The organism is Denitratisoma sp. DHT3, assembly GCF_007833355.1.
Lineage (GTDB): Bacteria > Pseudomonadota > Gammaproteobacteria > Burkholderiales > Rhodocyclaceae > Denitratisoma.
Map to the genome: position 1 here is coordinate 1,001,433 of NZ_CP020914.1, position 23,887 is coordinate 1,025,319.

The 23,887-nt window shown below is 66.6% G+C and carries 16 protein-coding genes and 3 tRNA genes; all 19 read right to left on the bottom strand.

Features of this window, described 5'->3' with window-relative positions:
* Positions 1–375: 375 nt before the first annotated feature.
* The 19 genes from B9N43_RS04560 to B9N43_RS04650 all read right to left on the bottom strand — a co-directional run bounded on the left by B9N43_RS04560 (position 376) and on the right by B9N43_RS04650 (position 23,873).
* On the bottom strand, positions 376–2,721 hold the full coding sequence (locus tag B9N43_RS04560) for a xanthine dehydrogenase family protein molybdopterin-binding subunit (RefSeq protein ID WP_145841133.1): 2,346 nt from the start codon (positions 2,719–2,721) through the stop codon (positions 376–378).
* Positions 2,722–2,791: 70 nt separating this feature from the next.
* Entirely contained in the window at positions 2,792–3,244 is a 453-nt protein-coding gene (locus tag B9N43_RS04565; RefSeq protein ID WP_145843442.1) for a (2Fe-2S)-binding protein, read from the bottom strand.
* A gap of 22 nt (positions 3,245–3,266) precedes the next feature.
* The gene (locus B9N43_RS04570) at positions 3,267–4,139 is read right to left on the bottom strand and encodes an FAD binding domain-containing protein (protein ID WP_145841134.1); all 873 of its coding nucleotides are present in this window, start codon (positions 4,137–4,139) and stop codon (positions 3,267–3,269) included.
* A 34-nt stretch (positions 4,140–4,173) separates the two neighbouring features.
* Positions 4,174–5,472 (bottom strand): DUF1329 domain-containing protein, encoded by a 1,299-nt coding sequence (locus B9N43_RS04575; protein ID WP_145841135.1) that lies wholly within the window; start codon positions 5,470–5,472, stop codon positions 4,174–4,176.
* Between the two features lie 18 nt (positions 5,473–5,490).
* Entirely contained in the window at positions 5,491–7,674 is a 2,184-nt protein-coding gene (locus B9N43_RS04580) for a DUF1302 family protein (RefSeq protein WP_145841136.1), read from the bottom strand.
* Positions 7,675–7,794: 120 nt separating this feature from the next.
* Positions 7,795–10,230 carry an efflux RND transporter permease subunit gene (locus B9N43_RS04585; protein ID WP_261379387.1) on the bottom strand — a complete coding sequence of 812 codons (2,436 nt, stop codon included), beginning with the start codon at positions 10,228–10,230 and terminating at the stop codon, positions 7,795–7,797.
* An 11-nt stretch (positions 10,231–10,241) separates the two neighbouring features.
* Positions 10,242–11,180 carry a WD40/YVTN/BNR-like repeat-containing protein gene (locus tag B9N43_RS04590; RefSeq protein ID WP_145841137.1) on the bottom strand — a complete coding sequence of 313 codons (939 nt, stop codon included), beginning with the start codon at positions 11,178–11,180 and terminating at the stop codon, positions 10,242–10,244.
* A gap of 423 nt (positions 11,181–11,603) precedes the next feature.
* On the bottom strand, positions 11,604–13,103 hold the full coding sequence (locus B9N43_RS04595; RefSeq protein WP_145841138.1) for a methyl-accepting chemotaxis protein: 1,500 nt from the start codon (positions 13,101–13,103) through the stop codon (positions 11,604–11,606).
* A 143-nt stretch (positions 13,104–13,246) separates the two neighbouring features.
* Positions 13,247–14,833 carry a GMC oxidoreductase gene (locus B9N43_RS04600; RefSeq protein WP_145841140.1) on the bottom strand — a complete coding sequence of 529 codons (1,587 nt, stop codon included), beginning with the start codon at positions 14,831–14,833 and terminating at the stop codon, positions 13,247–13,249.
* A 15-nt stretch (positions 14,834–14,848) separates the two neighbouring features.
* Positions 14,849–15,457: a gluconate 2-dehydrogenase subunit 3 family protein gene (locus B9N43_RS04605; RefSeq protein WP_222428804.1), complete on the bottom strand. Its 609-nt coding sequence runs from the start codon at positions 15,455–15,457 to the stop codon at positions 14,849–14,851.
* A gap of 204 nt (positions 15,458–15,661) precedes the next feature.
* Positions 15,662–16,816 (bottom strand): M24 family metallopeptidase, encoded by a 1,155-nt coding sequence (locus B9N43_RS04610; protein ID WP_145841141.1) that lies wholly within the window; start codon positions 16,814–16,816, stop codon positions 15,662–15,664.
* A gap of 8 nt (positions 16,817–16,824) precedes the next feature.
* The gene (locus B9N43_RS04615; RefSeq protein ID WP_145841142.1) at positions 16,825–17,739 is read right to left on the bottom strand and encodes a ketopantoate reductase family protein; all 915 of its coding nucleotides are present in this window, start codon (positions 17,737–17,739) and stop codon (positions 16,825–16,827) included.
* Positions 17,740–17,752: 13 nt separating this feature from the next.
* Complete coding sequence (locus B9N43_RS04620; protein WP_145841143.1) at positions 17,753–18,730, bottom strand: ketopantoate reductase family protein; 978 nt, start codon at positions 18,728–18,730, stop codon at positions 17,753–17,755.
* Positions 18,731–19,012: 282 nt separating this feature from the next.
* On the bottom strand, positions 19,013–20,236 hold the full coding sequence (locus tag B9N43_RS04625; protein WP_222428805.1) for a Bcr/CflA family multidrug efflux MFS transporter: 1,224 nt from the start codon (positions 20,234–20,236) through the stop codon (positions 19,013–19,015).
* 203 nt (positions 20,237–20,439) lie between these two features.
* Positions 20,440–20,513: transfer RNA gene (locus B9N43_RS04630), tRNA-Cys, on the bottom strand.
* Positions 20,514–20,582: 69 nt separating this feature from the next.
* Positions 20,583–20,658: transfer RNA gene (locus B9N43_RS04635), tRNA-Gly, on the bottom strand.
* A gap of 172 nt (positions 20,659–20,830) precedes the next feature.
* A tRNA-Gly gene (locus tag B9N43_RS04640) sits at positions 20,831–20,906 on the bottom strand.
* A 99-nt stretch (positions 20,907–21,005) separates the two neighbouring features.
* Positions 21,006–22,619, bottom strand: coding sequence for an AMP-binding protein (locus tag B9N43_RS04645; RefSeq protein ID WP_145841145.1), 1,614 nt, complete (start codon positions 22,617–22,619; stop codon positions 21,006–21,008).
* Between the two features lie 78 nt (positions 22,620–22,697).
* Positions 22,698–23,873, bottom strand: coding sequence for a CaiB/BaiF CoA transferase family protein (locus tag B9N43_RS04650; RefSeq protein ID WP_145841146.1), 1,176 nt, complete (start codon positions 23,871–23,873; stop codon positions 22,698–22,700).
* Positions 23,874–23,887: the final 14 nt, after the last annotated feature.

Sequence of the window (23,887 nt, forward strand, 5' to 3'; positions counted from 1 at the left end):
TCCCTTCGCCCCCCGGGGGCGTGGCGGCGCCGAGGGGATGCGGCGGGCGCCGCGAGCCGCTTTTCGCAACAAAGTTATCCCCAGATTCTGTGGACAATCAGGGGGGCTGGCGGGAATTCTCCTTTTCCATCAAGCCCAACTGGTCCGCGCCCAATTTCGAGGCAACGCCGATCCGATACGGACACCGTTCGCCCATGTCGACAGCAACTGCCAGGAACATGTCCCGGAGGAGGAACCAGTATGTGCTTTTCCGCCGGACCGTCCCGAGCAAAAGCGGCCCGCGGCGCCCGCCGCAACCCACCGCAGCTCGACGCATCTCCAATCGAGCGCAGCGCGCCGTGTCGCCCCCTCCCCCCGGAGGGGGGCGAACCTCAGTCAGAGCTTGCCCAGCCCGGCCAGGATCTTTTCCGGCGTGATCGGCAGTTGCGTGAAGCGCACGCCGATGGCGTCGTGGATCGCGTTGGCGATCGCCGGCGCCGGCGTGATCACGCAGCATTCGCCCAGGCTCTTGGCGCCGAACGGGCCGGTGGGCTCGTCGGTCTCGACGAAGATGCTGTCCATCCGGCGCGGCATTTCCAGCGCGGTCGGAATCTTGTAGTCGAGGAAGTCGGAAGTCAGGCAGGCGCCGGTCTCCGCGTCGAACTGGATCTGCTCCATCAGCGCATAGCCCATGCCCTGCTGGAACCCGCCTTCCACCTGGCCCTCGGCGGCCTTCGGGTTGATCGCCCGGCCGATGTCGTGGGCATACACGGCGTGCAGCACCTTGACCTCGCCGGTCTCGATGTCCACCTCCACCTCGACGAACTGCGCGGCGCAGGGCGTCGGATTGGACTTGGGCGACAGGCTGGCGACGCCGATGATGGTGCCCTTCTCCTCGATCGTCGTCGGCTTCGGGCCTTCCGCGGTCATCTGCACGAAGGGCGACTCGGCCCGCTGCGCGACCTCGGCGATGGAGAGCGAGCGGCCCGGCGCGCCCTTGACGCCGACGCGGCCGTTGGCGGATTCCAGATCGTCCGGGCTGGCTTCCAGCATCAGCGCCGCCACCTCGAACAGGCGCTTCTTCGCCGCCGCGGCGGCGGCCTTGACGGCGTTGCCCGAGGAATAGGTGACCCGGCTGGCGTGGGTGGGCGCGTCGAACGGAACCGTGTCCGAATCGACGCCGCTGCTCATGCGCACCGCCCCCGCCGGCAGCCCCAGTTCCTCGGCGGCGATCTGGCACAGGGTGGTGATCTGGCCGGAGCCGATGTCCATCGAAGCCGAGGCGAGGTCGGCGGTGCCGTCGCGGTTGAGCTTGACGATCGCGCCGGAGTGCTCGTAGATGTCCGGAAAGCCCATGCAGCCGCTGACCCAGACCGGATGCACCGCCAGGCCGATGCCGCGGCGCTTGCTGCCCTCGCCCTCGCTCCGCAGCGCCGACTTGCGCTCCGGCCAGCCGATCTTCTCGGCGCCCTGGCGCAGGCACTCGTCGAGGCCGTAGGTCTCCAGGGTGAACGCCGGGTTGAAGGGATGGGGCTCGCCTTTCTTGCGGGCGTTCTTCAGCCGCATCTCGATCGGATCGAGACCGAGCTTGTGGCAGATCTCGTCGATCTGCGACTCCACCGCGAAGCTGCCCTGGGGCGCGCCGTAGCCGCGATAACCGCCGCCGATCATGTTGTTGGTGTAGACCGTGTACCCCTCCCATCTCTGGTGGGGCGCGTGGTAGTTGAAGAACAGGCCGAAGGCGCCGTGCACCATGATCACCTCGGAACCGTGGGTGGCGTGGGCGCCGCAGTCGAGGATGCTCTTGGCGTAGCGCGCGGTGAAGGTGCCGTCCTTCTTGACCCCGGTCTTCAGGTACACCTTGATCGGGTTGCGGGTGGTGGTGATGAAGTCCTCGTGGCGGGTCTGCTCCAGCCGCACCGGGCGGCCGCCGGTCTTCTTGCTGAGCAGCGCCGCCACCGGCTCCATCGAGGTGAGTTCGAGCTTGCCGCCGAAACCGCCGCCGATGTAGGGCGACTTGATCACCTTGACCTTGCTCTCCGGCAGCCGCAGGGCGAAGGCCAGCTTCTCGCGGGTGCCGAACAGGTGCTGGGTGGTGACGTGGATGGTGACGTTGTCCTGGCGGTCCATCTCCACCACGCAGACCCGGGGCTCCATGTAGCAGGTGTGCACCCGCTGGGTCTCGTAGACGCCCTCGAACACGTAGTCCGCCTCGGCGAAGCCCTGCTCCAGGTCGCCGTAGGCGAAGGAGGGATTCTTGGCGATGTTGTTCGGCGCCTCGGCGTGCAGCTGCGGCGCGCCGTCCTTCATCGCTTCCTCGGGATCGAAGATGGCGGGCAGTTCCTCGTACTCCACATCGATCAATTCCAGCGCGGCCTCGGCGATCTCGGCCGAGGTCGCCGCCACCGCCGCCACCGGCTGGCCGACGTAGCGCACGATCTCGCCGTTCATCACGTCGAAATCGAGAACCATGCTGGGCGCCTGCACCGGCACGAAGAACACCGGGCAGAACTTGACCTGCGGCACGTCCTGCGGCAGCAGCACCGCCTTGACGCCGGGCAGCCTCTCGGCGCGCGAGGCGTCGATGGAGACGATCCGCGCGTGGGCGTAGGGACTGCGCAGCATCTTGGCGTGCAGCATTCCCGGCAGTCGCACATTGACCGGGTAGCCCTTGCCCCCGGTCACCTTGTCGTAGGCGTCGGGCCGCTCCACGCTATGCCCGACGACGTTCATCTTGCTCATAGTGTCGCCCTCAAGAACTCATGCCGGGCGCGGCGCCAGCGGGCGACGCATCCGGCCGATCAATCAACGTTCAACGTTCCGACGCCAGCTTCACCGCGTCGACGATCTTGGCGTAGCCGGTGCAGCGGCAGAGGTTGCCGGAAATGCCCTGGCGGATCTGCTCCTCATCCGGATGCGGACATTCGTCGAGCAGCTGCTTGGCCGACATCATCATCCCGCAGGTGCAGTAGCCGCACTGGACCGCGCCCGCCTCGATGAAGGCCGACTGCAACGGATGCAGCTCGGCGCCGGAGGACAGGCCCTCGGCGGTGGTGATGCTGGCGCCGTCGTGGGACAGGGCGTAGCACATGCAGGAATACACCGCCTTGCCGTCGACATGGACGGTGCAGCAGCCGCAGCCGCCGCTGTCGCAGCCGCGCTTGGGTCCGTTGAGGCCGAGTTCGTCGCGCAGCACCTTGAGCAGGGTCGCGTCCTGCTCCACGGCGATCTGGTGGGACTCGCCATTCACTTCGAGATTGAGCATCTGTTTCACGGTTGTGCCCCTTTCATTGCAAGCGCGCCACGGCCCGTTCCAGGGTCCGACGGGTGATCACCTTCGCCATCGCGCGGCGGTAGTCGGCCGAGGCGCGATGGTCGGACATCGGATCGATGTCGCCGACCACCGCGTCGGCGGCCGCCCGCAGCGTCTCCCCGTCCAGCCGGCGCCCCGTCAGCAGATTCTCCGCCGCCGGGCTGCGCACCACCGAATCGGCGACGCCGCCGCCCAGCGCCACGCGGGCCTCGGTGCAGACGCCCGCGCCGTCCACCGTCAGGCGCGCGGCGGCGTTGACGATGGCCAGGTCGTTGGCGTTGCCTTCCAGCTTGATGAAGGCGCCCACCGTCCGTCCCTCCGGCCGCGGCAGGGAAACCCCGGTCACGAATTCGCCGGGCTCCAGAGCGGAGGCGAACAGGCCGACGAAGAATTCCGGCAGCGGAATCCGCCGCTCGCCCTCGCCACCCTTGGCCGTCACCACGCCGTCCAGCGCCACCAGCGCGGTGGGGATGTCGAAGAAGGGACAGGAGGCGGCGACGCAGCCACCCACCGTGGCCGTGTTGCGGATCTGCGCCGGCGGGTACTCCAGGGCATCGGCCAGGGCCGAGAGCCAGGAGGACGATTGCACCGCCTCGTGCCGCCGGAGCTGGGCGAAGGTCGTCGTCGCGCCGATCTCCAGCCCGTCGGACCCGGCCTGGATGGTGCCGAGCCCGACCTTCCGCAGATCCACCAGGGCCTCCACGTCGCTCAGCAGACCCCGCGCCTCCAGCCCGTGGAGAAAGGTCCCGCCCGACAGGATCAGGGTTTCCTCGTCCCGCGACAGGAGTGCCAGCGCCTCCGCCACACTGGCGGGGGCGTGGAACGCTCTCAATTTGGTCAAAGCCATGACTGCTCCCGATTCTCAGGTGGAACGCGGCGCATCAGTCGCCGCCGCGCATGTTCTGCACGCTGAACAGGTTCGGCGGATTCAGCTTGGCGTCGATATGCACCTTGAACTGACCGGTGGTGCAATGCATGGACTGCATGTCCACCTGGGAGAAGGAATCGTCCAGGGAAACGTCGCTGCCCTTGTTCTTCGGCAGATGGTGATCGGGATGGGACTTGCCGATGGTGAAGTTCTTCCACAACTGGCCCTTGCGGTCGTAGATCACCACGCGGCCCGGGTACATGGTCTGCGCATCCAGGTAGAGCACCTTCTTGCTCATCGGATGGTTGGGATTCACCGGCGTCGCCTCCAGCACATAGGTCTTGCGCAGCTGGTAGGTGACGTTGGGCATGCAGTTGCCCTTGCCGTGGAAGTCGACGAACTTGTAGCCGTCCGCTTCCTTGTACTCGTCCGTCAGCTTCTGCTCGTCGTGGTTGAAGAACGGGACGAGAATGTTCCGGGTGCCCTTGTAGGCCCAGCTCATGTCGGAGACGCGGCCGTTGTAGCCCTCGAAGTCCTCGATCATCATGTCCGAGCCGAGGAAGGAGTCGGTGGTCTGACCGGTCGCCAGGCGCCGCACCCGGCGCTGGAAGCCCAGGTAGAGGTAGGCGTCGTCGAGCTTCTGGTCGTCGTCGAAGCGCTGGATCAGGAGCTGGGTGTTCTTCAGGTCCTGGGGCTCATACACCTTGGCGTAGGTGCCGCGATAGATCTTCGACGGATTGGGGGTGATGTCGGGAACCGGCGCCTGCTCGGTGCGATGCATGAAGTTGAGGAAGTGGAACTCGAACTTGATGGTGCGCTCGATCTGGCCGCTGGCGGCGTTGCGGTAGCGCCAGTAGAACGGATAGATCGCACCCGAGTCGCCGTAGTTCACGCCGTACTTGAAGTTCCAGGCCAGTTTCTCGCCGGCGCGGGGGTCGCTTTCCTTGGGCTCCTCGGGGAAGGGCCGGCCGGCGGCGTAGCCTTCGATGTCGCCGTTCTTCGGCCCGAGCTTGGCCTTGTTGAGATTCTTGCGGGTGGCCTCGATGTAGGGCTTGGGCTGGGGGAAGTCGCTGCTCTTGCCGACCTTGATGTCCATCCAGCCATCCTTGACCATGTCGAACAGCCCCGGATCGAAGGCGCTCTTGAACTGCTCGACGTTGGCCTTGTTGATGACCACGCCCGGCGCCAGCCCGGCCACGGTGGGGAACCCGCCCTTGTAGGGCAGGAAGCTGTTCTGGACATCCGCCTCCGTCGCGGCGAAGGACGAGGCGGCCGTCGAGGCGATGGCCAGCGCGATGCATGTGCGTTTCATGTTGTCTTGTCTCCTGAATCAGAATTGATAACGGACGGTGACGTAGATCTCGTTCTGCTTCCAGGCGGCGCCGATGGGGCCGGCGCGGAAGCGGCCCAGCGGTTCCAGGCCGGCCAGGCCGGCGGAGCCGGGGCTGAGGGACTGTCCCGCATAAGTCGTGTAGGGCGCGTAGGGGTTGCAGGAGCGGCAGTCGTCCCAGCTCCAGCGCTGGTCGGCGTCGTCGTTGCGGCCCTTGACGTTGGCGCCCACGGTGACCTTGAGGTCGTCGGTGAAGCTCCATTCCACCTGCGGCGAGGCGACCCAGGCGCGGGCCTTGAAGTCGCGGGCGAGGATCAGTTGCGGGCTGACCCGGTCGTTCATGACGAAGCCCTTGATCAACAGGGTGCCGATCACGTTGTCCTTCCAGTCCGGCATGCCGACCTTGCCGCCCGGCATGTTGTACTCCTCATGATCGAAGATGTGCTGATAGAAGAGCTGCGCCGAGATCAGCGTCGTGCGCGAAGTGCTGATGAAGGGGATGAAGGTCGGCCGGTCGATGCCGATCACCGAGCGCCACACCTTGTTGCGCGAATACAGCTCCGAGCGCGCCGTGTTGGCGAACTCCTCGCCCCAGGTCATCGCGCCCTCGAGCCGGAAGGCGGCGCCCAGGGTCTCGGACTGGAAGTCCATCGAGCCGCCGAGCAGATTCACCTTCGGGAAATACATGTCGAAGGCGATCAGATTGGTGGTCGGGACTCCCTGCGCCGGGCCGGAGAACGGCGAGGAGTTGCCGTTGGCGCCGGTGAAGGGATTGACCGCCGCCGAGTTGATCGCCCGCAGCGAGGGCAGCTGGGAACGATAGTGCAGGGCATTCAGCGAGAACGACAGGCCGTTCGGGGTCACGCCTTCGAACTTGGCGCCGATCTGGGTGTTGGACAGGCTCCATTCCGGCAGATGGACGTTGCGGATACCGATCTGGTGCGAGCCGAAGTTGGTCGCGAACCAGGGGCCTGCCAGATTGCCCGGCGTACCCGGCGGCACGAAGGACGCGAAGTTGGCGACGGTGCCGCCGTTGTCCCACAGGTTCTTCATGCCGCGGAAGAAGCAGCCGGCGTCGAGCGCGACGTTGGCGGTGCCGCACTGACCGAGGTTGTTGGCGCGGAACTGGTCGAAGTTCCAGACCACGGAGAGGTTGCGCTCCTGCATGGACTCGGAACCGCCCATGCGCCACTCGCCCTGGGCGATCCACATCGGGATGCGGATGTCCTGGAGCTCGTCGTAGATGCTGTTGCGCGAGTAGTCCACCGGGTTGATCACGTCCAGCACGCGGAACAGGTCGGTCCGCCCCCACACCACCTGCTGCTTGCCGAGCTTGACGAAGAAGTCGGTGCCGTCGGCCAGGGTGAAGGTCTTCTTGACGTACATCTCGCGCAGGAAGTCGAGCCGGTCGTTGAACTCCGGCGACTCCAGCTCGCTTTGCTTCTTGTCGCCGTAGCCGCCGAAGTCCGCGCAGCCGCGGCTATCGACGTCGCAAGGCCGCACCGGCACGGCGAAGGAGATGCCGCCGAGGTTGTTGCTGTGCCAGGAATCGCCGAGCACCCGCAGGCCGGCGCCGGAGCCGTAGCTGGCGGGCAGCGCGTTGAGGTTGCCGTAGTTCGGATCGACGAACTTGTTGACGCCGGGCCCGCCTCCCGGCCCGCCGAGATTCGGCAGGCCCGCGCCGGCCTGGATGGCATCGACCACCGTGTAGCCGACGCCGCCGCCGTAGGGAACGGTCGCTCCGTAGTGGCTGGTCAGCGGATTGCTGCCGGCCGGCCCGAACAGGCCAACCGACTCCGCCGCCGGTCCGGCGGTGTTCTGCAGACGCACGTCGGCGGCGCTCCGGCTGCCGGCGCTCTCGCCGAACTGGTCCTTGTTCAGCCGGTAGACGCCGTCATAGGTGCCGCGGAACACGCCGTGGAAGGTCCAGCCGTCGCCCAGCTTCTTGTCGGCCTCGACCTGGATCGTGTTGCGGAACTTGGACAGGCCGACGCGTTCGCCGGTCTTGTCCTTGCCGCGATAGCGCGTGTCGTTTTCGTAATAGACATCCACTTTCCAAGGATCGGCCTCGGCCTCCGTCGCATCCGCCTGCCGGGCATGGGCCGTCGCGCTCCCCATGGCCGCCAGGGCAAGCGCCATGGCACCGACGATGCGGCGATGCCGCAGTCTGCTTTCTTTCTTCATACCTACCTCCTCCAGGTGGTTGTTTCATTCAACTGAAATGCAGCCCCAAATGATTCGGATGATCCGAATGGCCCGAATACCGCTATACCGCCATACCGCTTTCGTCCTCCCCTTCCAGGCCTAGGCCTTGGCCTGGACCGGATTCGCCGGTCCCTCCTCGTCCTCCTCCAGCACGCCGTCCGCGTCGTAGTGGGTGGCGACGACGAAATGGGGTCGGAACACGACGCACCACGCCGGCACGATCAGCATCGCGGCGATGGCATTCACGACCAGCATGAACGACAGCAGCACCGCCGCGTCGGACTGGAAGCGCAGATCGGAAAGGAAGATCCACATCACCACCCCGGCGATCAGCATCGCGGCGGTGAAGAAGACGGCGTAGCCGGTGGTGGCGACCGCATTCACCACGGCCTTGTGGATGTTGCGCGTGATGGCCATCTCCTCGCGGATGCGGTCCATGAAATACACCGCGTAGTCGATGCCGACGCCGACGCCGACGGCGATCACCGGCACCGTATTGACGTTGATGCCGATGTTCGCCGCACCCATGTAGGCATAGGTCATCAGGGTGGCGAACAGCATCGGCAGCACCATCAGCCAGCCGGCATGGACCGACTGGTAGTAGGCCATCACCAGCAGGAAGGCCAGCACCATCACCGCCGGGATGATGATCATGTGGTCGGTGTGCAGCGCCTGGTTGCCGGCGGCGGTGACGCCGATGATGCCGCCGCCCAGTTCGATGTGCAGGCCCGGCACCTCGGCCTGGATCTTCTGGATGCCCGCCTCGGCCACCTTCACCACGCGGGCGATGGTCTCGGCCTGATGGTCCTTGTAGTAGAAGACCATGTCGGCTTCGTTCTCGTCGGGATTGATGAACTCCTTCAGGGCGCCGGGAATCGGGCTCGAGGCCATGTAGGCGAACATCAGCCCGCCCACTTCCTCGGCGTTGTCGGGAATCTGCATCCAGCGCGGGTCGTCGTTGTGGGTGAGGCGATTGACCACGCGCACCACGCCGGGGATGGCCTTGGTGCCGCCGACGCTCGGATCCTCCAGCATGTGGGCCTGGAAGCGCTCGATCGCCGCCATCACCTCGGGCTTCTTGATGCCGCCTTTGTCGTCGGTGCGGGCGACGATGTGCAGTTCCTCGGAACCGGGAAACAGGGTGTTGATGGCCTTGGTCGAGCGGTTGAAATCGTGGTTTCGGTGCAGCAGCGGGCTGCCCGGCTCCGACTCGCCCATCTGCACGCGGCTGATGAAGTAGCTGCCGCCCAGCGCCCCCAGCGCGGCCAGGATCAGGATGGTGCGGGCGCCGCCGGTAGTGCCGCCGGTCTTGGCCATCGCCTGGCCGAGGAAATTGCGCATGCCCTGGTTCTTGTTCTCGTGGGCCTTCGGTTGCGGCAGCACGGTCAGCGCCAGCGGCACCATGAAATGGACGGTGAAGATCACCGAGAAGCCCCAGAAACCGGCGGAAACACCCAGCTTGTGGTTGAAGGGCGCGGCGCCGAGCACCAGCACGGCGATGCCGATCGCATCGACGATAATGGCCAGCGACCCGGGACGGAACAGCGCATCCAGGGCGTTGCGCGCCGCCTGCTTGCCGTTGCGGGTCTTCGCGAACTCCTCGTAGTAGCGCGCCACCAGCTGCACGCCGTGGGAGGTGGCGCGGGCGGCGATGAGGAAGGGGATCGGCAGCGACAGCGGCTCCAGGTTGATGCCCAGCAGCGCCATGAAGCCCAGGCCCCAGGTGGACGACAGCCCGATGCCGAGCAGCGGCAGGGCGACGCCGTAGAAGCGACGGAAGTAGACGATCAGCAGCACGGCGATCAGCACCGCGGTATAGCCGAGGATCTGGACGATCTGGCCGGTGTAGGTATAGACCCAGCCCGTCAGCACCGGATTGCCGGTGACGTGGATGCGGTGGCCGGGCCGGGACGCGGCCTGGCGCACCTTCTGCAGCGCGTCGAAGGTCTTGGCGTAGTCGATGCCCGACTCGTTGAGCTGGGCCTTGATCAGCCCCGCCCGCATGTCCGGCGACACCAGCAGGCCGTACATGGTCGGGCTGGCCACCACGTCCTTTTTCATCTGCTCCAGCTCGGCGACGCTGCGCCGGCCCTTGCTGGGGTCGTAGTAGGGCTCGGACATGAAGGAGCCTTCCTCCGACAGATACACCTTGCGCGCGGTGCGGTGGGTGAGGCTGGACACCAGGTTGTGGTTGACCCCGGGCAGATCGTCCACGCCCTGGGTGACCTCGTGGATCAGCTTCAGCGTCTCGTCGTTGAAGATGGTGCCCTGCTCCACCTCCACCGCGACGATGATCATGTTGGCGCCGCCGAAGTTTTCCTTGATGCGGTTGTAGGTCTGGATGTAGCGGTGGTTTTGCGGCAGGAGATCGGCGAAATCGGAATACACCCGCAACTTCGGCAGGCACAGGGCGAACAGCAGGGTGACCGCGAAGATGCAGCCGAGAACGATCTTCGGGTTGGCGAACAGCCACTCCTCGCCGCGATGCAGGGCGTGGGTGACTTGGTGGCGGATGGCGTGCATGCGGCGAACCATGTTGCTTTCCTTCAATTGACGTGGGTGCCGACGACACGCACCAGACCGCCCGGCCCGCCGATGGCGACGGCGGGCTGCCCCGGGATGGAGGCGCCGCCGCCGAGGAACACGGGCACGGCATCCGGATAGGCGACGGCGCGGAAGGCATCCCCTTCGAGCCGCGCCAGGACGCCGCCGGCGCCGACGCCGTACGGCCTGCCGTCATGCAGGAACAGCCGGTACAGCGGCGCCTGGGCGGCATTCTCGATCCGGCTCCAGTTCGCTCCGCCGTCCCGCGTGCGCAGCACCGTGCCGGCCAGCCCGCTGGCATAGCCCTCCTTGAGGTCGACGAACACCATCGCGTAGGGATAGAACTCGCCGGCCAGCCGCGTCCCCTGCTTCCAGGAGACGCCACCGTCCTCGGTCCTGGCGATGAGCCCGAACTCGCCCATCGCGACGCCGTGGTCGGCGTCGATCATCTGCAAGGTGGTGATCTGGGCGTCCTCGTCCAGGTCGGTCAGTTGCCAGCTCGCGCCGCGATCGGCGCTGCGGGCGATCTTCGCCCCCGATCCGGCGACGTGCCAGCGGCCGAGCGCGTCGCAGGCGATGGCCAGCGGCACCCGTGGTTTCTCCAGCGGATGGGACTGCCAGCCGCCTCCCTCTGCATCGCCGGACCAGATCCGGTGGTTGAAATCGATGGCGACGAAGCTGTGGTCGGGGCAGACCGCCATCCCGGTCAAGGACACGGGGCCGAGCGCCTGGCGCGACCAGCTCTTGCCCTCGTCCCGCGACACCAGCACGGCGCCGCTCTGGGTGCCGGCCACCAGTACCTTGGAATTCGCCGCCAGGGACTGGATGACGTCGTAACGCTTGACCGGCTTCCGCGCCTCGGCGTTCACCGCCGACATGTCCGCTTCATGGCTGCAACCGAACAGCGCCAACGCCGCCGCGACTACCGCGACGGCCTTCATGCGCCGTTCCCTCCGACTTCCGCATCGCCCGGCATGCGGCGCATCGCGCCTGTCCGGGCGGCGTTCCATAGCGCGCCTGCCCACTTCAGCATTCCTCCTGAAATATTTTTTTACTGAAACGAAAGTTAACTGAACCGCGCCAAACCCGTTAGCCGCAGACCCCATCGACTATCCGCTCACTGCCGGGCTTTTCTTGCGCAGCGCAATATCCCAAAGCGAGGACACAGGGAAAACAATGAACCTGAAAACCATGGCGACACGGCGGGCACGGCGAAACCATCGATTTCCTGGTTTTTCCCACTTTACCCCTCGCTTAACCTCTCGCTTCACCCATTGGGTGATTCATCAGGACGATGGAAGTCCTTGTGATTTCGCCGTACCCGCCGTGGTTGACGATTTTTTCAAGATTCGACGATCTTCAAATCATTCGAGTCCCGCCTGCCGGCGCATCTGGTCCAACAAGGCGCGAAGCTCCTCATAGACGGGACGCAGCCGCGCGGGAATGCTTTCCCTGACCCGGACGAAGTCGCCTTGCAAGGCGTCGGCCAGTATTTCGTCGCGAATCCGCCGGTAGTTCGCCAGGCACCTGGAGAACCTGCCGGCCAGGTCGGTCTTTCCGGCGGGAGTGGCGTTGAAGCGATGAAGCGCCACGTCCATGCCACGATCCAACTGGCGGACACGGTCGATGGAGCGTTGCGCCTGTTCGGTCGTGGCCGAGTTCTGGATCAGGATGTTGTTGGCGCGGATTTCTTCGAGCGCATCGAGAATCACATCGAGATCGAGGCGCACGATGTTGATCTCGGAAACCCGATGCTTCAGGTCGACGATCTGTTGCTGAAGCTGCCGCACCTTGTCGTTGCAGTCCTTGACTGCCTGCCCGGTCAGTTCGGCGATCGATTTGACGCGGTCCACCCCATCGACGATGTTGGTGCCCAGCGTCGCCTGGGTTTCGGCGGCCGAAGCCAGACGGGAAGCGGCGTCCAGGGTGCGCTGGGAGCGGTCGATGATCTCGTTCAGCACGGTCCCGGCCTCCTGGGCCCGCGACGAGCTGACCCGGACACGGTCGGTCGCCTGTCCCAGGTACACGTTCGCCGTTCCGGTACTGTCGGAAATCCCCGCGATCATCTGGCTGATCTCGACCGTCGCCTGGCTCGTGCGCTCGGCCAGTTTGCGGACCTCGTCGGCCACCACGGCGAATCCCCGCCCCTGCTCGCCGGCGCGGGCGGCCTCGATGGCGGCGTTCAGCGCCAGCAGGTTGGTCTGTCCGGCGATCTCCTGGATGATGCGAACAATGCCCCCGATTTCCTGGGACTTGGCGACGACCTCCTTGAAGTGCTGCCCCAGGTCATCCACCGCCTGCGCCACGTCGTTGATGCCGGCGGTCGCCTCGCGCACCATCGTCTCGCCGCGCGTGGATAGGTCATGCGTGGCGCGGGCCTCGTCCAGGGAAACCGTCGCCGACGAGGCCACCTCGGCGACGCTCTCGGAGAGATGGTCCACCGAGCCGACGATTTCGGTGACGGAGACGCTCTGGTTCTCGGTCTGGGTCACGACTTTCGTGAATGCCGAAATGAGCGTCGCATTGGTGTTCGTCATGGACAGCGCCGACTTGTCGGCTCCGCGAATCACGGAAGCCTGGCTCCTGAAACTGCTGCCCAGTGTTTCAGCCAAGCTCCTGAAACGGGTCGGCGGAATCCTGTCCGGATCGGGCGGGCTGCCGTCGGCGGGCGCGATCCAGTTCCGCAACATCACCTCGCCACGCATCTCCCGCGTGGACTCGAACCAGTACGCCACGGCAAGCATCAGGGCCACCGCGCCGGTCACCCCATAACGCATGGCCGGACCGTCGATGGCGGCGACGGCGGCCATGGCCATGGCAATCACCGCGACCCGCGTCATCCATTGGCGGACTCTTGCTTCCATCGTTTTATCCTCCTCCTCGGTCAAGCGGTTTTCGACAACCTTCGTGGTTGGGGCCGGGCACGCCGCGCTCACGGATGGCGGCCCCCCATCCCGGCCCTCCCTTCGAAGGGAGGGCGTTGAGCTTCATGCGCTTTCCCTGCTCATCAACCGAACAGGTCGGACCAGCGCCCGACGACGTGTTCGGCGGCCCGATGCGCCAGGGCGCTGGCGGTGAAGGTCGGATTGACCGCGCCGCCGCTGGGGAACAGGCTGGGCCCGGCGATCATCAGATTGCGCACGTCGTGCGTGATGCCGAATTCGTCGGCGACGGCATGCGCCGGGTCCTTGCCCATGCGGGCGCCGCCGAGCAGGTGCATTCCGACCAGCGGCCCCTGCCACGTCGCCGACGCCCCGCCGGCGCGGAGCAGATCCTGCCCCTCGGCCGAGGCATGGGCGTGGAGCTTCACGGCGTTCTCGTCGAAACGGTGGGTCAGGCGCGCCAGCGGAACCCCGAAACGATCGGTCGTCTCGCTGAGCGAAACGGCGTTCTCCTCGAGCGGAAAACTTTCCCCGACCATCGTCATGGAACCGACATGCGCCGCGTCGTCGCGCATGAAGCGCGTCAGCGCCGCGCCATGCAAATCCGGACGGCCGCCGGCGATGCCCAGCAAGTCGTTCGGCCGCAAGGCATGGCCGATCAGCCATTGATAGCCGCCCAGGAAGCCATGGCCCTGGTCCTTGCCGTAGCGGTCCTGGCATACCAGTTGCCCGCCGTTGACGCCCAGGTGATTGTCCGTCGGCTCGGGAAAGCGGCCGAAGATCGTGCAGGCCGCGTGCGTGTGCAGACGCTTGCCCAGTTGCCCGCTGGAATTCGCCAGCCCGCGCCCGTGCGCGCCATTCGCCGACGCCAGCAACAGGCGCGGCGTTTCGACGGCGAACCCGGCAATGATCACCAGCGCCGCTTCCTGGAACACCACGCGGCCGTCCCGCAATGCCACATCGACGCCGGTCGCCCGCGTCCCGTCCGCATTGGTGCGCACGCGCACGACGCGCGCCTCGAACTCGATCCGGGCGCCCAGGGTGCGGGCTTCGCGCAGATAGGTGACGAGCGGATTCGCCAGGGCGCCGGTCGGGCATCCCGCATCGCACCAGCCGTCATAGATGCAGGCCGGGCGCCCCTTGTAGGGAATCGAATTGATGGCCAGCGGCAGCGGCGCGACCCGCAGCCCCTTGGCCGCGAATCCGGCCGCGATCAGCTCGCCCTGGCGGAAGACCGGCAGCGGCGGCATCGGATACGGCGCTCCCGCCGGGCGCCAGACTTCGGCCGCCGCATCGCCGGAAATGCCGACATCGGACTGAACCCGGTCATAGGCGGGCCGCAGCGCCTCGTAGTCGAGCGGCCAGTCGGCGGCGACGCCATGGCGGCTGCGCATCGCGAAATCCTCGGGATGCAGACGGAACCAGCAGGCATAGTGGTGCAACGCGGAGCCGCCGCCGCCCTGGCCGGTATTGAAGTTCACCCCCAGCGCATGGCTTCCGACCGATTCGGCGCAGCCCGGCGTTCCCTTCAGTTGCCGCGCCCAGATCTGCGAACTGACCAGACCTCCGGCCCTGCGCTCCGGCCCGGCCTCGAAGACCACGACACGTTTGCCGGCCGCCGCCAGGCGCGCCGCCAGCAGGCTGCCGACCTGTCCCGCGCCGACGATCACGGCATCCACCGACCTGGCCGGGAGTTGATTTCTGGAAGTCATCCGCTTGCCTTTCGATCAGGCCGCCGTCGGCCAGGCCAGGGGCGGAGCGACGTGGGGACGATAGGGGACTCCCAGCCGGGCGAATCCGGAGACCGTCCCATACACGACATCCACCGCGTCGGCGCGGGTGACGAAATAGAACAGGCCGGCGGGAGGCCCGCTCCAGTCCGATGCCCGGCCGCTGGCGACATCCGCGGCCAGCGCATCGCGCCGGGCGGCGTCGAGATCGGCGAAGGGCCGCGCATGGCGGGCCGCCGCCATTGCGTCGAGCGCGGCGATCCCCTGTTCGTAGAAGGCCCGGTAGGGTCCGGGCCAGTCGAGATAGCGCAACGTCAGGCAGGCCCGGTCGCGCGGCCGGGCCAATTGCGCGGCGACGAAATCCGCGCCGCCGGCCTGGCGGGCGCCGGGCACCAGCGCCTCCATCCAGGCGCCCAGCGTCGCGGCCAGCGCAGGTTGCAGCCGGTGCTGGCGCGGCGCGGCCCGCGCCATGCCCGAAGCCAGCACACCCGCCAGCAGCGGCAACTGGACCACGATGCGTCGACGCAGGGGATCGACGCCGCGCCTCACTTCCCCACTTTTTGGACTGTCCATGCCGGCCAGCGCTTTGACTGAAGAAGATTGCACGGTCACTCCCTCCGCTAGCGTGAAAAACCAGCTTTGCCGCCGGGCCGCCCCAAGGAAAAGCGGCACGCGGCAAAGCCGCAAACTATCGGTGCATCCACAGCGTTCCCCGTGACATCGAGCGCAGCGAGCCGTATCGAACCCCCCGGAGGGGGGCGAAGGGGGGCGAGCCTCATGATGCAGAACGCATTTCCTGCATCATGAACCTCAGAACGAGGTTTCGCCGCCGTGGTACACCTTGATCGGCACGCCCGACAGCGGCTCGCCGCCGTCGCGCCCGACCCGGTAGGTCTCCTGGAAATACAGCGAGTGGGTCCGGTCCTCGGTCATGATGTGGGGATGCATGGAGCACACCATGTTCTCCGGCAGCACGAAATCGTAGCCTTCGCCGATGCGCGGCATCTCGATCATGGTCATGCCGATGGAGTGGCCGGAGACGTGGCCCAGGCGATAGCCGCGATCGAGCAGCGGCTTGGAGCAGGCGCGATGGACCTCCTCGGCGGTGGCGCCGGCCTTCATGTGCAACTTCGCCAGTTCGTGGAACTCCTGATAGGCGGTGAACATCTCCCGGGTCACGGCATCGACGCCGCGAGGCGCCAGCACCCGCGAGAACTCGACCCAGTGGCCGCCCTCGCCGGCGATCTCCAGGCCATACACCATGGCGTCGCTGTCGCGCAGGGCGCGCCCGGTCGGGAACACCATCTGCGGCCGGATCGAACCGTCGGGACCGGAGCACATCATGTCCATGGTCTTGCGCGCGGTGCAGGCGGTAGCGAACAGTTCCTCGGCGACGCCCATCAGCGCCGCCTCGGTCATGCCGTCGCGATAGGCGTTGAGCACGGCCAGCACGCCGGCCTTGTTGATCTCCATGGAATGGCGCACCGAGGCCAATTCCTCCTCGCTCTTCTGGGCGCGGGCGTAGTCGAAGGGGGTGTCGAAATCCGCCAGCTCCAGGCCGGCCTTCAGCAGGGCGGCGTAGTCGCGCACGTTCATCACGTATTCCAGGCCGTAGACGCCGACCTTCCTGGCGCCCTTGCCCTTGAGGAAGTCGGCCATCCACTCGCCGCAATGGGCCGGGAATTCGCGCCGCTCGACGAAGGTCGCGCCGTGGTCGCCGACCCAGGTGGCCTCGCGCGGGAAGACGGCGACGGGGTCGCCGGCCAGCGGCACGACGACGTAGGCATAGCGGTGGAGGATATGGAAGCCGCACATGTAGCGCACTGCGCCTTCGAAACCGGTGTACTCGCTGCCGCTGACGATGAGGTAGTCGAGCCCGGCCTGCTGCATCGCCTTGCGGACGTTGGTGTAGCGGCGCTCGATTTCCGCCCGGCTGGGGGCGAAGGGGTTGATGTAGTTGTCCATGCTCGGTCTCAATCCTTCAGTGTCCAGGAAAATTCCAGGCCCTTGATCATCACGGCCATGGCGTCGTTCAATGGGGTGGGTACGCCGATCTCCTTGCCGATCCGGGCGATGCCGCCGTTGAGGGCGTCGATCTCGGTGGCGCGCTGGGCCAGCACGTCCTGCAGCATGCTCGGCTTGTGCCGGTAGGCCACCTGCTTGCCATACTCCAGCAAAGCGACCGGGTCGCCGTCGAGGGTGACGCCGAGCGCCTCGGCCACCGCGATGCCCTCCTGCGCCAGCCCGTGCATCACGGGCCAGACCTGCTCGCAGGCGATGCCGTGGGGCAGGCGCGTCAGCGCGCCCATGGCGTTGGAGGCGGAATTGAAGATCAGCTTGGTCCACAAGGCGCCCCGCGCGTCCTCCATCGGCAGGCAGGTCATGCCGCCGCGGTTGATGGCGTCGGCCAGCCGCTCCACTTCGGCCATGGTGGCCGGCCTCGGCGCGAAGGGGCCGATCCAGGTCTTGCCGCCGGTGTCCTGGTTCACCACGCCGGGCGCGACGATGTGGCCGGCGGGAAAGGTCGTCCCCATGATGACGCGGGGCACGTACTCGGCGAGGATCTCCTCGTTGCCGACGCCGTTCTGCACCGAGCACACCGCGCCGTCGCGGAAGATGTGGGCCGTCGCCTCGATGGCCGGCCGCGTGTGGAGCGTCTTGGCGGCGATGATGCCGAAGTCGCACTCGGGGATTTCCTTGGGATTGGAACGGGCCCGCACCGGCGCGGCGAAATCCGAGAGTCCGGTGAGGCGCAGGCCGTTCTGGTTGATGGCGTCCACATGGGCCTGGTTGGGGTCGTAGGCCCACACCTCGACGTCGTCGAGCCGCGCCAGGTGGGCGCCGAAGAGGCTGCCGATCGCTCCGCAGCCGATGATGCAAACTTTCATGGGTTCCCCCTGTTCAGTGGTTGTGCTTGTTGATCTTCCAGCTGGCTTCGCGCGCCTTCACCAGCCGATACAAGGTTTCGTTGATCGGCACCGGAACGCCGACCTCGCGGGCGGCGCGCACGATGGCGCCGGTGATCCAGTCGATCTCGGTGAGACGCCGCGCGCGGATGTCCTCCAGCATCGACGGCGCGTGGGCGTAGTCCTCGTTGCCGGTCTGGCCGTGGCTGGTGGCCTCGACGTTCATCTCCCACGGGTCTTCGAACAGGACGATGCCCTTGGCCGCCGCCACGCGCTTGCCCTCGTCCATCATGGCGAAGACCAGATGCCCGAGGTCCTGGAGATCGTCCCGCTTGGCGAAGGCCCGGACATGCGGCAGGTCGCTGACGGCGGCGACGCTGTTGACCGTCGCGTTGAAAATCAGCTTCGACCACTGGGCCGGCAGCAGGTCCGGAAAGGCCCGCGCCTTGAGGCCGGCGGCCTCGATCAGGGCGGCGACCTGCTGCACCTGCTCGTAGCTGGCGTTGCGCTGGGCCCAGGGCCCCATCCAGGTGGCCGTGTCGAGTTCGTATTCGACGTGGACGTCGGAATGGCGGTTGCCGCTCATGAAGGTGACCGCGGAAATGATCGGCCAGGCGCCGTGGCGGGCCACCACCTCCTCGCAGCCCAGACCGTTCTGCACGGTCATCACCAGGGCGTTGGGGAAATGCCCGGCCATGCTCTTCGCCGTCTCCTCGACCGCGCTCGCCTTGGTGGCGATGATGACGAGGTCCACGTCGCCCAGGTCGGCCGGATTGGTCGAGGCCAGCACTCTGGCCAGGCGGTTGGTCTTGCCGCTGACGCGCAGGCCCTGGGCGTTCAATTGGTCCGCGTGCTCCTGGCGGCGCGTCAGCACGGTGCAAGCGGCGACGCTGTCGAGGTGCGCCGCGAACAGGCTGCCGATGGCGCCCGCGCCGGCCACGCATATTCTGTTGATCGGTTTAATGGTCATCATCCTGTCATGGAGTGAGATCGTTTGCCGCGAGGACGATGTCCGCAACGGGAACCCGCGGTTCCGCTCCGGTCTGTCTTTCCACGCGATCAGCCAGTGTTCGGCCCGGTCCCGGCGCCGTCCGCTGCGAGCGGCCGCGCCGGTGACTTCGGGCCCAGGCAGCTTATGCCCGGACCTTTTCGAATTCTTGATTGGTGACGCGATTCGGATTGATCGCCGAAGCAAAGCGATCGTGCCGCCCGCGCAGAGCGGATTCGCGGCCTTTGGCGGGCGGCTGGGCGGCGCTCAGGAAGGCCGCGCGGATTGCCGGGATTGCTGGCGCACCAGCAGGCGGTGACTGGCCCAAGCGCCGACGCCGCACAGCGCCATGACGATGGCCAGGGGACGGCCGCTGCCGTCGTGCAGCAGTCCGACCAGGGCGCCGGCGATCGTGGCGAAGAGGAAGCGCATGGCGCTCGCCAGGGCCGCCGCGGTGCCGGCCATGCGGCCGTGGTCCTCCAGCGCCAGAGCCGTGGCGTTGGGGGTGATCCACCCCAGGCTGGAGACGAAGCAGAAGAACCCTGCCGCGAACCAGGGCAGCGAAATCCCGCCGCCGACGGCCAGCGCCACGAGCGCAAGCCCCACGGCGGGCGGAACCCAGAGCGCCCGGCGCAGCAGGGTCGCGGCCGGCAGACGCTTCAGCAGGCGGGCGTTCAACTGGCTGAAGGCGATCAGGCCGAAGGCATTGGCGCCGAAGAAGAGGCCGTAGTGCTGCGGCGAAACGCCGTAGAGATCGATCAGCACGAAGGGGGAGCCGGCGATGTAGGCGAACATGCCGGAAATCGCCCAGGCGCCGGCCAGCGCGTGGCCGAGAAAATGGCGGTTGGCCAGCAGCGCGCCGTAGTTGCCGAGCACGTTCATCAGCCTGAGCGACGCCGCGTCGCCGGGATGCGTCTCCTCCAGGCCAAAGCCGACGATCGCCAGGCACGCCGCACCGAAGAGGAACAGCAGCGCGAAAATGGCGCGCCAGTCCCAGAGGATCAGCAGCCATCCGCCGAGCAGCGGGGCCAGGATCGGCGCCACGCCCATGATCAGCAGCAGGAGCGAGAACACCCGCGCCGATTCCTGGGCGCCGCAGCGGTCGCGCACGATGGCGCTGGGAATGATGATGCCGACGCAGCCGCCCAGGCCCTGCAGAAAGCGGAACAGGGCCAGGGCCGCGACGCTGTCGGCGAGTGCGCAGCCCAGCGAGGCGGCGGCATACAGGGCGAAGCCGAAATAGAGCGGCGGCTTGCGGCCGAAACGGTCGCTCGCGGGGCCGTAGAACAGTTGTCCCAGCGTCAGGCCGATGAAGAAACTGGCCAGGGTGAACTCCACGCTGCCCGGCGCGCCCTTCAGGGAGCGCTCGATCTGGATGAAGCTGGGCAGGTACATGTCGATCGACAGCGGCCCGACCGCGGTCAGCGTCCCCAACAGGGCGATCCAGCCCCAGGAGGGCTGTTTGGTGAAGGCGGGACGGGAATCGTTCATCGCGGGGGTTGGTCGGCAAAGATTGTCGGACGGCACGGAGAGCATGGACGGCTTCCGCGCCGCCGGAATGAAACCATGCCGGTGACGCCGGTGACAATCGGGACAGGGGAAAGCGTGCGGGGAAAGCGCGCGCCGGACGCGCGCGAAAACAACAAAAACAAAACCCGCCGAGCCGGAGGCTGGGCGGGTTTTCTCGATTTCACTGGAGGCGCGGGCCGGAATCGAACCGACGTAGACGGATTTGCAATCCGCTGCACAACCACTATGCGACCGCGCCGAAATCCTTGTGCCACAGGCCATTCGTCAGAATGGAGACCGAGGCTTCTACCTGGAATTTCCTGAAATTTGGAGCGGGAGACGAGTCTCGAACTCGCGACCTCAACCTTGGCAAGGTTGCGCTCTACCAACTGAGCTACTCCCGCAAAACAGGAGCGGCATTATAACAGCGAAAAAATATCCGGCATCATTTTTCGACTCAAAATCCGCAAGCCTCGCGCCACTCGATCAATAATGACATCAGGATATACAAGCACCCTACTGTTGCGACGGACCGGAACGTGAAAAAGGGGAAAGCAACGCTTTCCCCTTTCGATTTGGAGCGGGAGACGAGTCTCGAACTCGCGACCTCAACCTTGGCAAGGTTGCGCTCTACCAACTGAGCTACTCCCGCAGAACAGGAGCGGCATTATAGCGACTGTTTCATCAGCGTCAACATCCGAATCAATCATTTCCGCCGCCGCATCCCGCGATCGCCGCGGAGCCTTCGCGATCAGGCGTTGAGCGCCGTCTCCGCGGCGCTCTTGGCCCAGCGGTAATCGGCCTTGCCGGAGGGGGAACGCCGCATCGCATCGACGAACACCACCTCCTTCGGCACCTTGTAGCCGGCCAGATGCTCGCGGCTATGCGCGCGCAGCTCGTCCGGACTCGTCGAAGTACCCGGCTTCAACGCCACCACGGCCACCACCTTGCTGCCCCAGCGCGGGTCGGGCAGGCCCACCACGAGGGCATCGGCGACCGCGGCATGGCGACGCAGCGCCTCTTCCACTTCCTCGACGAAGACTTTCTCGCCGCCGGTATTGATGCAGTTGGAACCGCGTCCGAAGACCACGATGGAACCATCCTCCTCCAGCCGCGCCTGATCGCCGGTGATCGCATAGCGCACACCGTCGATGGCGACGAAGGTTTCCGCAGACTTCCTGGGATCGCCGAAATAGCCCACCGGCACCAGGCCCGCGCGGGACAGGATGCCCATTTCGCCAGGCTTGGCGAGGCGCACGGCATCGACCACCACCGTCAGGTCGGGCCGCGGCGCCAGCTTGATCATGCCGTCGCCGGAAGGCTTGCTGCCCAGGCCGAACTGCCCGCCCTCGGAAGAGCCGACGCCGTCGGTGAAAATCGCATGGGGTGGCAGGAATTCCTTCAGGGCTTCCTTGATGTGCGCGGAGAACAAGGCGCCGCCGCTGCCGAAGGCGAACATGCTGGAAAGATCCCAGCGCCCCGGACTCGCCCGCAGCGCCTCCAGGATCGGCATCGCCATGGCGTCGCCGACGATGGAGATGGAACCGATCTTCTCGCGCGTCATCAGGTCGAGGATGTGCTCGGCATCGAAATGATGTTGCTCGTTCAAGACGATGGTGTGGCCGGAGAACAGGGAGATCAGGGTCGCCCACAGCGCGGCGCCGTGCATCAGCGGCGCGACGGGCATGACGCGCATCGCGAATCCCTGCTGCGCACGCTCCGCCAGCTCTTCCGGCGCCTTCACCGGCCCCGCGGCCGGATTGAAGGCGCCGCCGCCGCCCAGGGCGCTGAAGAACAGCGCCTTGTGGGGCCACATCACGCCCTTGGGCATGCCGGTGGTGCCGCCGGTGTAGAGCAGGGAGATGTCGTCGTCGCTGCGCGCGATGTCGGCCACGCTGCCCTGGGCCGCCGCCAGCGCGGCATCGTAGGCCACGGCCCGGGCGATCGCGGGCTGGCCGATGCCCTGGCGCACGATCGCCTTCAGGTCGGGAGCGGCATCCAGGGCCTCCTGCACACCGGCTTCCAGCTCGGGGCTGTAGAACAGCGCCTTGAGCCTGGCGTTGTCATAGATGTAGCGCAACTCCTCGGCGACATAGCGGTAATTGATGTTCACCGGCATCGCCTTGACCTTGCACGCCGCCATGAAGGCTTCGAGGTATTCCTCGGTGTTGTACAGCTGCAGACCGACGGTGTCGCCCGCGCCGATGCCCTGGCCATGGAGCCAGACCGCCAAGCGGTCGATACGTTCGGCCAGTTGGCGATAGCTGATGCGTTTGTCGCCGATCACGACCGCTTCGCGATCGGGAACGGCCTCCGCGACGATGTCGAAAAGGTCTGCGAGGTTATAGGTGCGGCGAGTGCTCATGATGTCTCCGTCTGCTGATTGGATTGCTGCAAGGTCGATGGCGGTACGGCGGACCAGCCCCCTCGGGTCTGGTCCGCGTCAGATCAAACCGTCGGCCCGGAATTTGGCCAGGGCAGCGTCACCATAGCCCAGTTTGCGCAGGACTTCCTCGTTGTGCTCGCCCAGCGCGGGTGGCGAGCGGTCGATGCTGAACTGGTAGTCGGTCATTTTCACGGGAAAGGCGAAATAGGGGTAACCGCGGCCGTCCGCCGCGGCGACCTGGGCCACCATCCGGCGGGCCCGGGTCAGCGGGTGCTGCAGCACCTCGTCGATCCGCAGCACGGGACTGACGCAGGCGTCCACCCCGGCGAAGACCTGATCCCACTCCGCCAGCGGTTTCGACTTGACGATGGCGGCGATCCGGCCGCGCACCGCGACGCCGTCCTCGCCCGAGGCCCAGCCGGCCTTGATCAATTCGGGCTGGCCGATGGTTTCGCAGAACGCCTTCCAGAACTTGGGCTCCAGCGCGCCCACGGCGAGGTAGCGTCCGTCCGCCGTCTCGTAGGTGCCGTAGCAGGGCAGGCCGCCGGTCAGGGTATCCATCCCCGGCGGAATCGGCCGGCCGTAGGTGTGCATGGCGGCGACGGGCTGCATGTTGTTGGCCATCGCGCAGTCGGTCATCGACACGTCGAGGAGGCGCCCCTTGCCGGAACGCTGGGCGTCGAACAGCGCGGCGAGGATGGTCATCGCCGACGACAGCGCCCCGCCCGCCAGATCGGCGATCGGGAAGTTGCCCGGATGCGGCGCCACGCCGGCGCCGCTGCTCTGCTCCAGGATGCCGGCATAGCACTGGTAGTTGATGTCATGGCCGCCCAGCTCCACCAGCGGACCATCCTGGCCGTAGCCGGTGATGGCGCAGTAGACGAGCTTCGGGTTCACCGCCTTCACATCCTCGTAGCCCAGCCCCAGGCGGGCCATGACGCCGGGACGGAAGCCCTCCACCAGCACGTCGGCGTCGCGCGCCAGTTGCAGCATGATCTCGCGTGCGCCTTCGGCCCGCAGATTGATGGAGAGAGAACGCTTGTTGCGATTCACTGCCAGGAAGAAATGGGAAATCGGCGTGCCCGCCGGACCACGCGCGGGCTCGCCGGTACCGGTCGGTTCGATCTTGAGCACGTCCGCCCCCATGTCGGCCAGGTGCAGGGTACACATCGGACCGGGCAGGAGTTGGGTGAAGTCCAGAACCTTGACGCCGTCCAGAGGCTTTGCCGTCATTTGCATCTTCTCCC

Coding starts and splice junctions, on each gene's coding strand:
- B9N43_RS04625 (WP_222428805.1), bottom strand. CDS start 20,236: ATGAACGATTCCCGTCCCGCCTTCACCAAACAGCCCTCCTGGGGCTGG.
- B9N43_RS04650 (WP_145841146.1), bottom strand. CDS start 23,873: ATGACGGCAAAGCCTCTGGACGGCGTCAAGGTTCTGGACTTCACCCAA.
- B9N43_RS04615 (WP_145841142.1), bottom strand. CDS start 17,739: ATGAAAGTTTGCATCATCGGCTGCGGAGCGATCGGCAGCCTCTTCGGC.
- B9N43_RS04560 (WP_145841133.1), bottom strand. CDS start 2,721: ATGAGCAAGATGAACGTCGTCGGGCATAGCGTGGAGCGGCCCGACGCC.
- B9N43_RS04590 (WP_145841137.1), bottom strand. CDS start 11,180: ATGAAGGCCGTCGCGGTAGTCGCGGCGGCGTTGGCGCTGTTCGGTTGC.
- B9N43_RS04570 (WP_145841134.1), bottom strand. CDS start 4,139: ATGGCTTTGACCAAATTGAGAGCGTTCCACGCCCCCGCCAGTGTGGCG.
- B9N43_RS04595 (WP_145841138.1), bottom strand. CDS start 13,103: ATGGAAGCAAGAGTCCGCCAATGGATGACGCGGGTCGCGGTGATTGCC.
- B9N43_RS04575 (WP_145841135.1), bottom strand. CDS start 5,472: ATGAAACGCACATGCATCGCGCTGGCCATCGCCTCGACGGCCGCCTCG.
- B9N43_RS04600 (WP_145841140.1), bottom strand. CDS start 14,833: ATGACTTCCAGAAATCAACTCCCGGCCAGGTCGGTGGATGCCGTGATC.
- B9N43_RS04585 (WP_261379387.1), bottom strand. CDS start 10,230: ATGGTTCGCCGCATGCACGCCATCCGCCACCAAGTCACCCACGCCCTG.
- B9N43_RS04580 (WP_145841136.1), bottom strand. CDS start 7,674: ATGAAGAAAGAAAGCAGACTGCGGCATCGCCGCATCGTCGGTGCCATG.
- B9N43_RS04610 (WP_145841141.1), bottom strand. CDS start 16,816: ATGGACAACTACATCAACCCCTTCGCCCCCAGCCGGGCGGAAATCGAG.
- B9N43_RS04645 (WP_145841145.1), bottom strand. CDS start 22,619: ATGAGCACTCGCCGCACCTATAACCTCGCAGACCTTTTCGACATCGTC.
- B9N43_RS04620 (WP_145841143.1), bottom strand. CDS start 18,730: ATGATGACCATTAAACCGATCAACAGAATATGCGTGGCCGGCGCGGGC.
- B9N43_RS04565 (WP_145843442.1), bottom strand. CDS start 3,244: ATGCTCAATCTCGAAGTGAATGGCGAGTCCCACCAGATCGCCGTGGAG.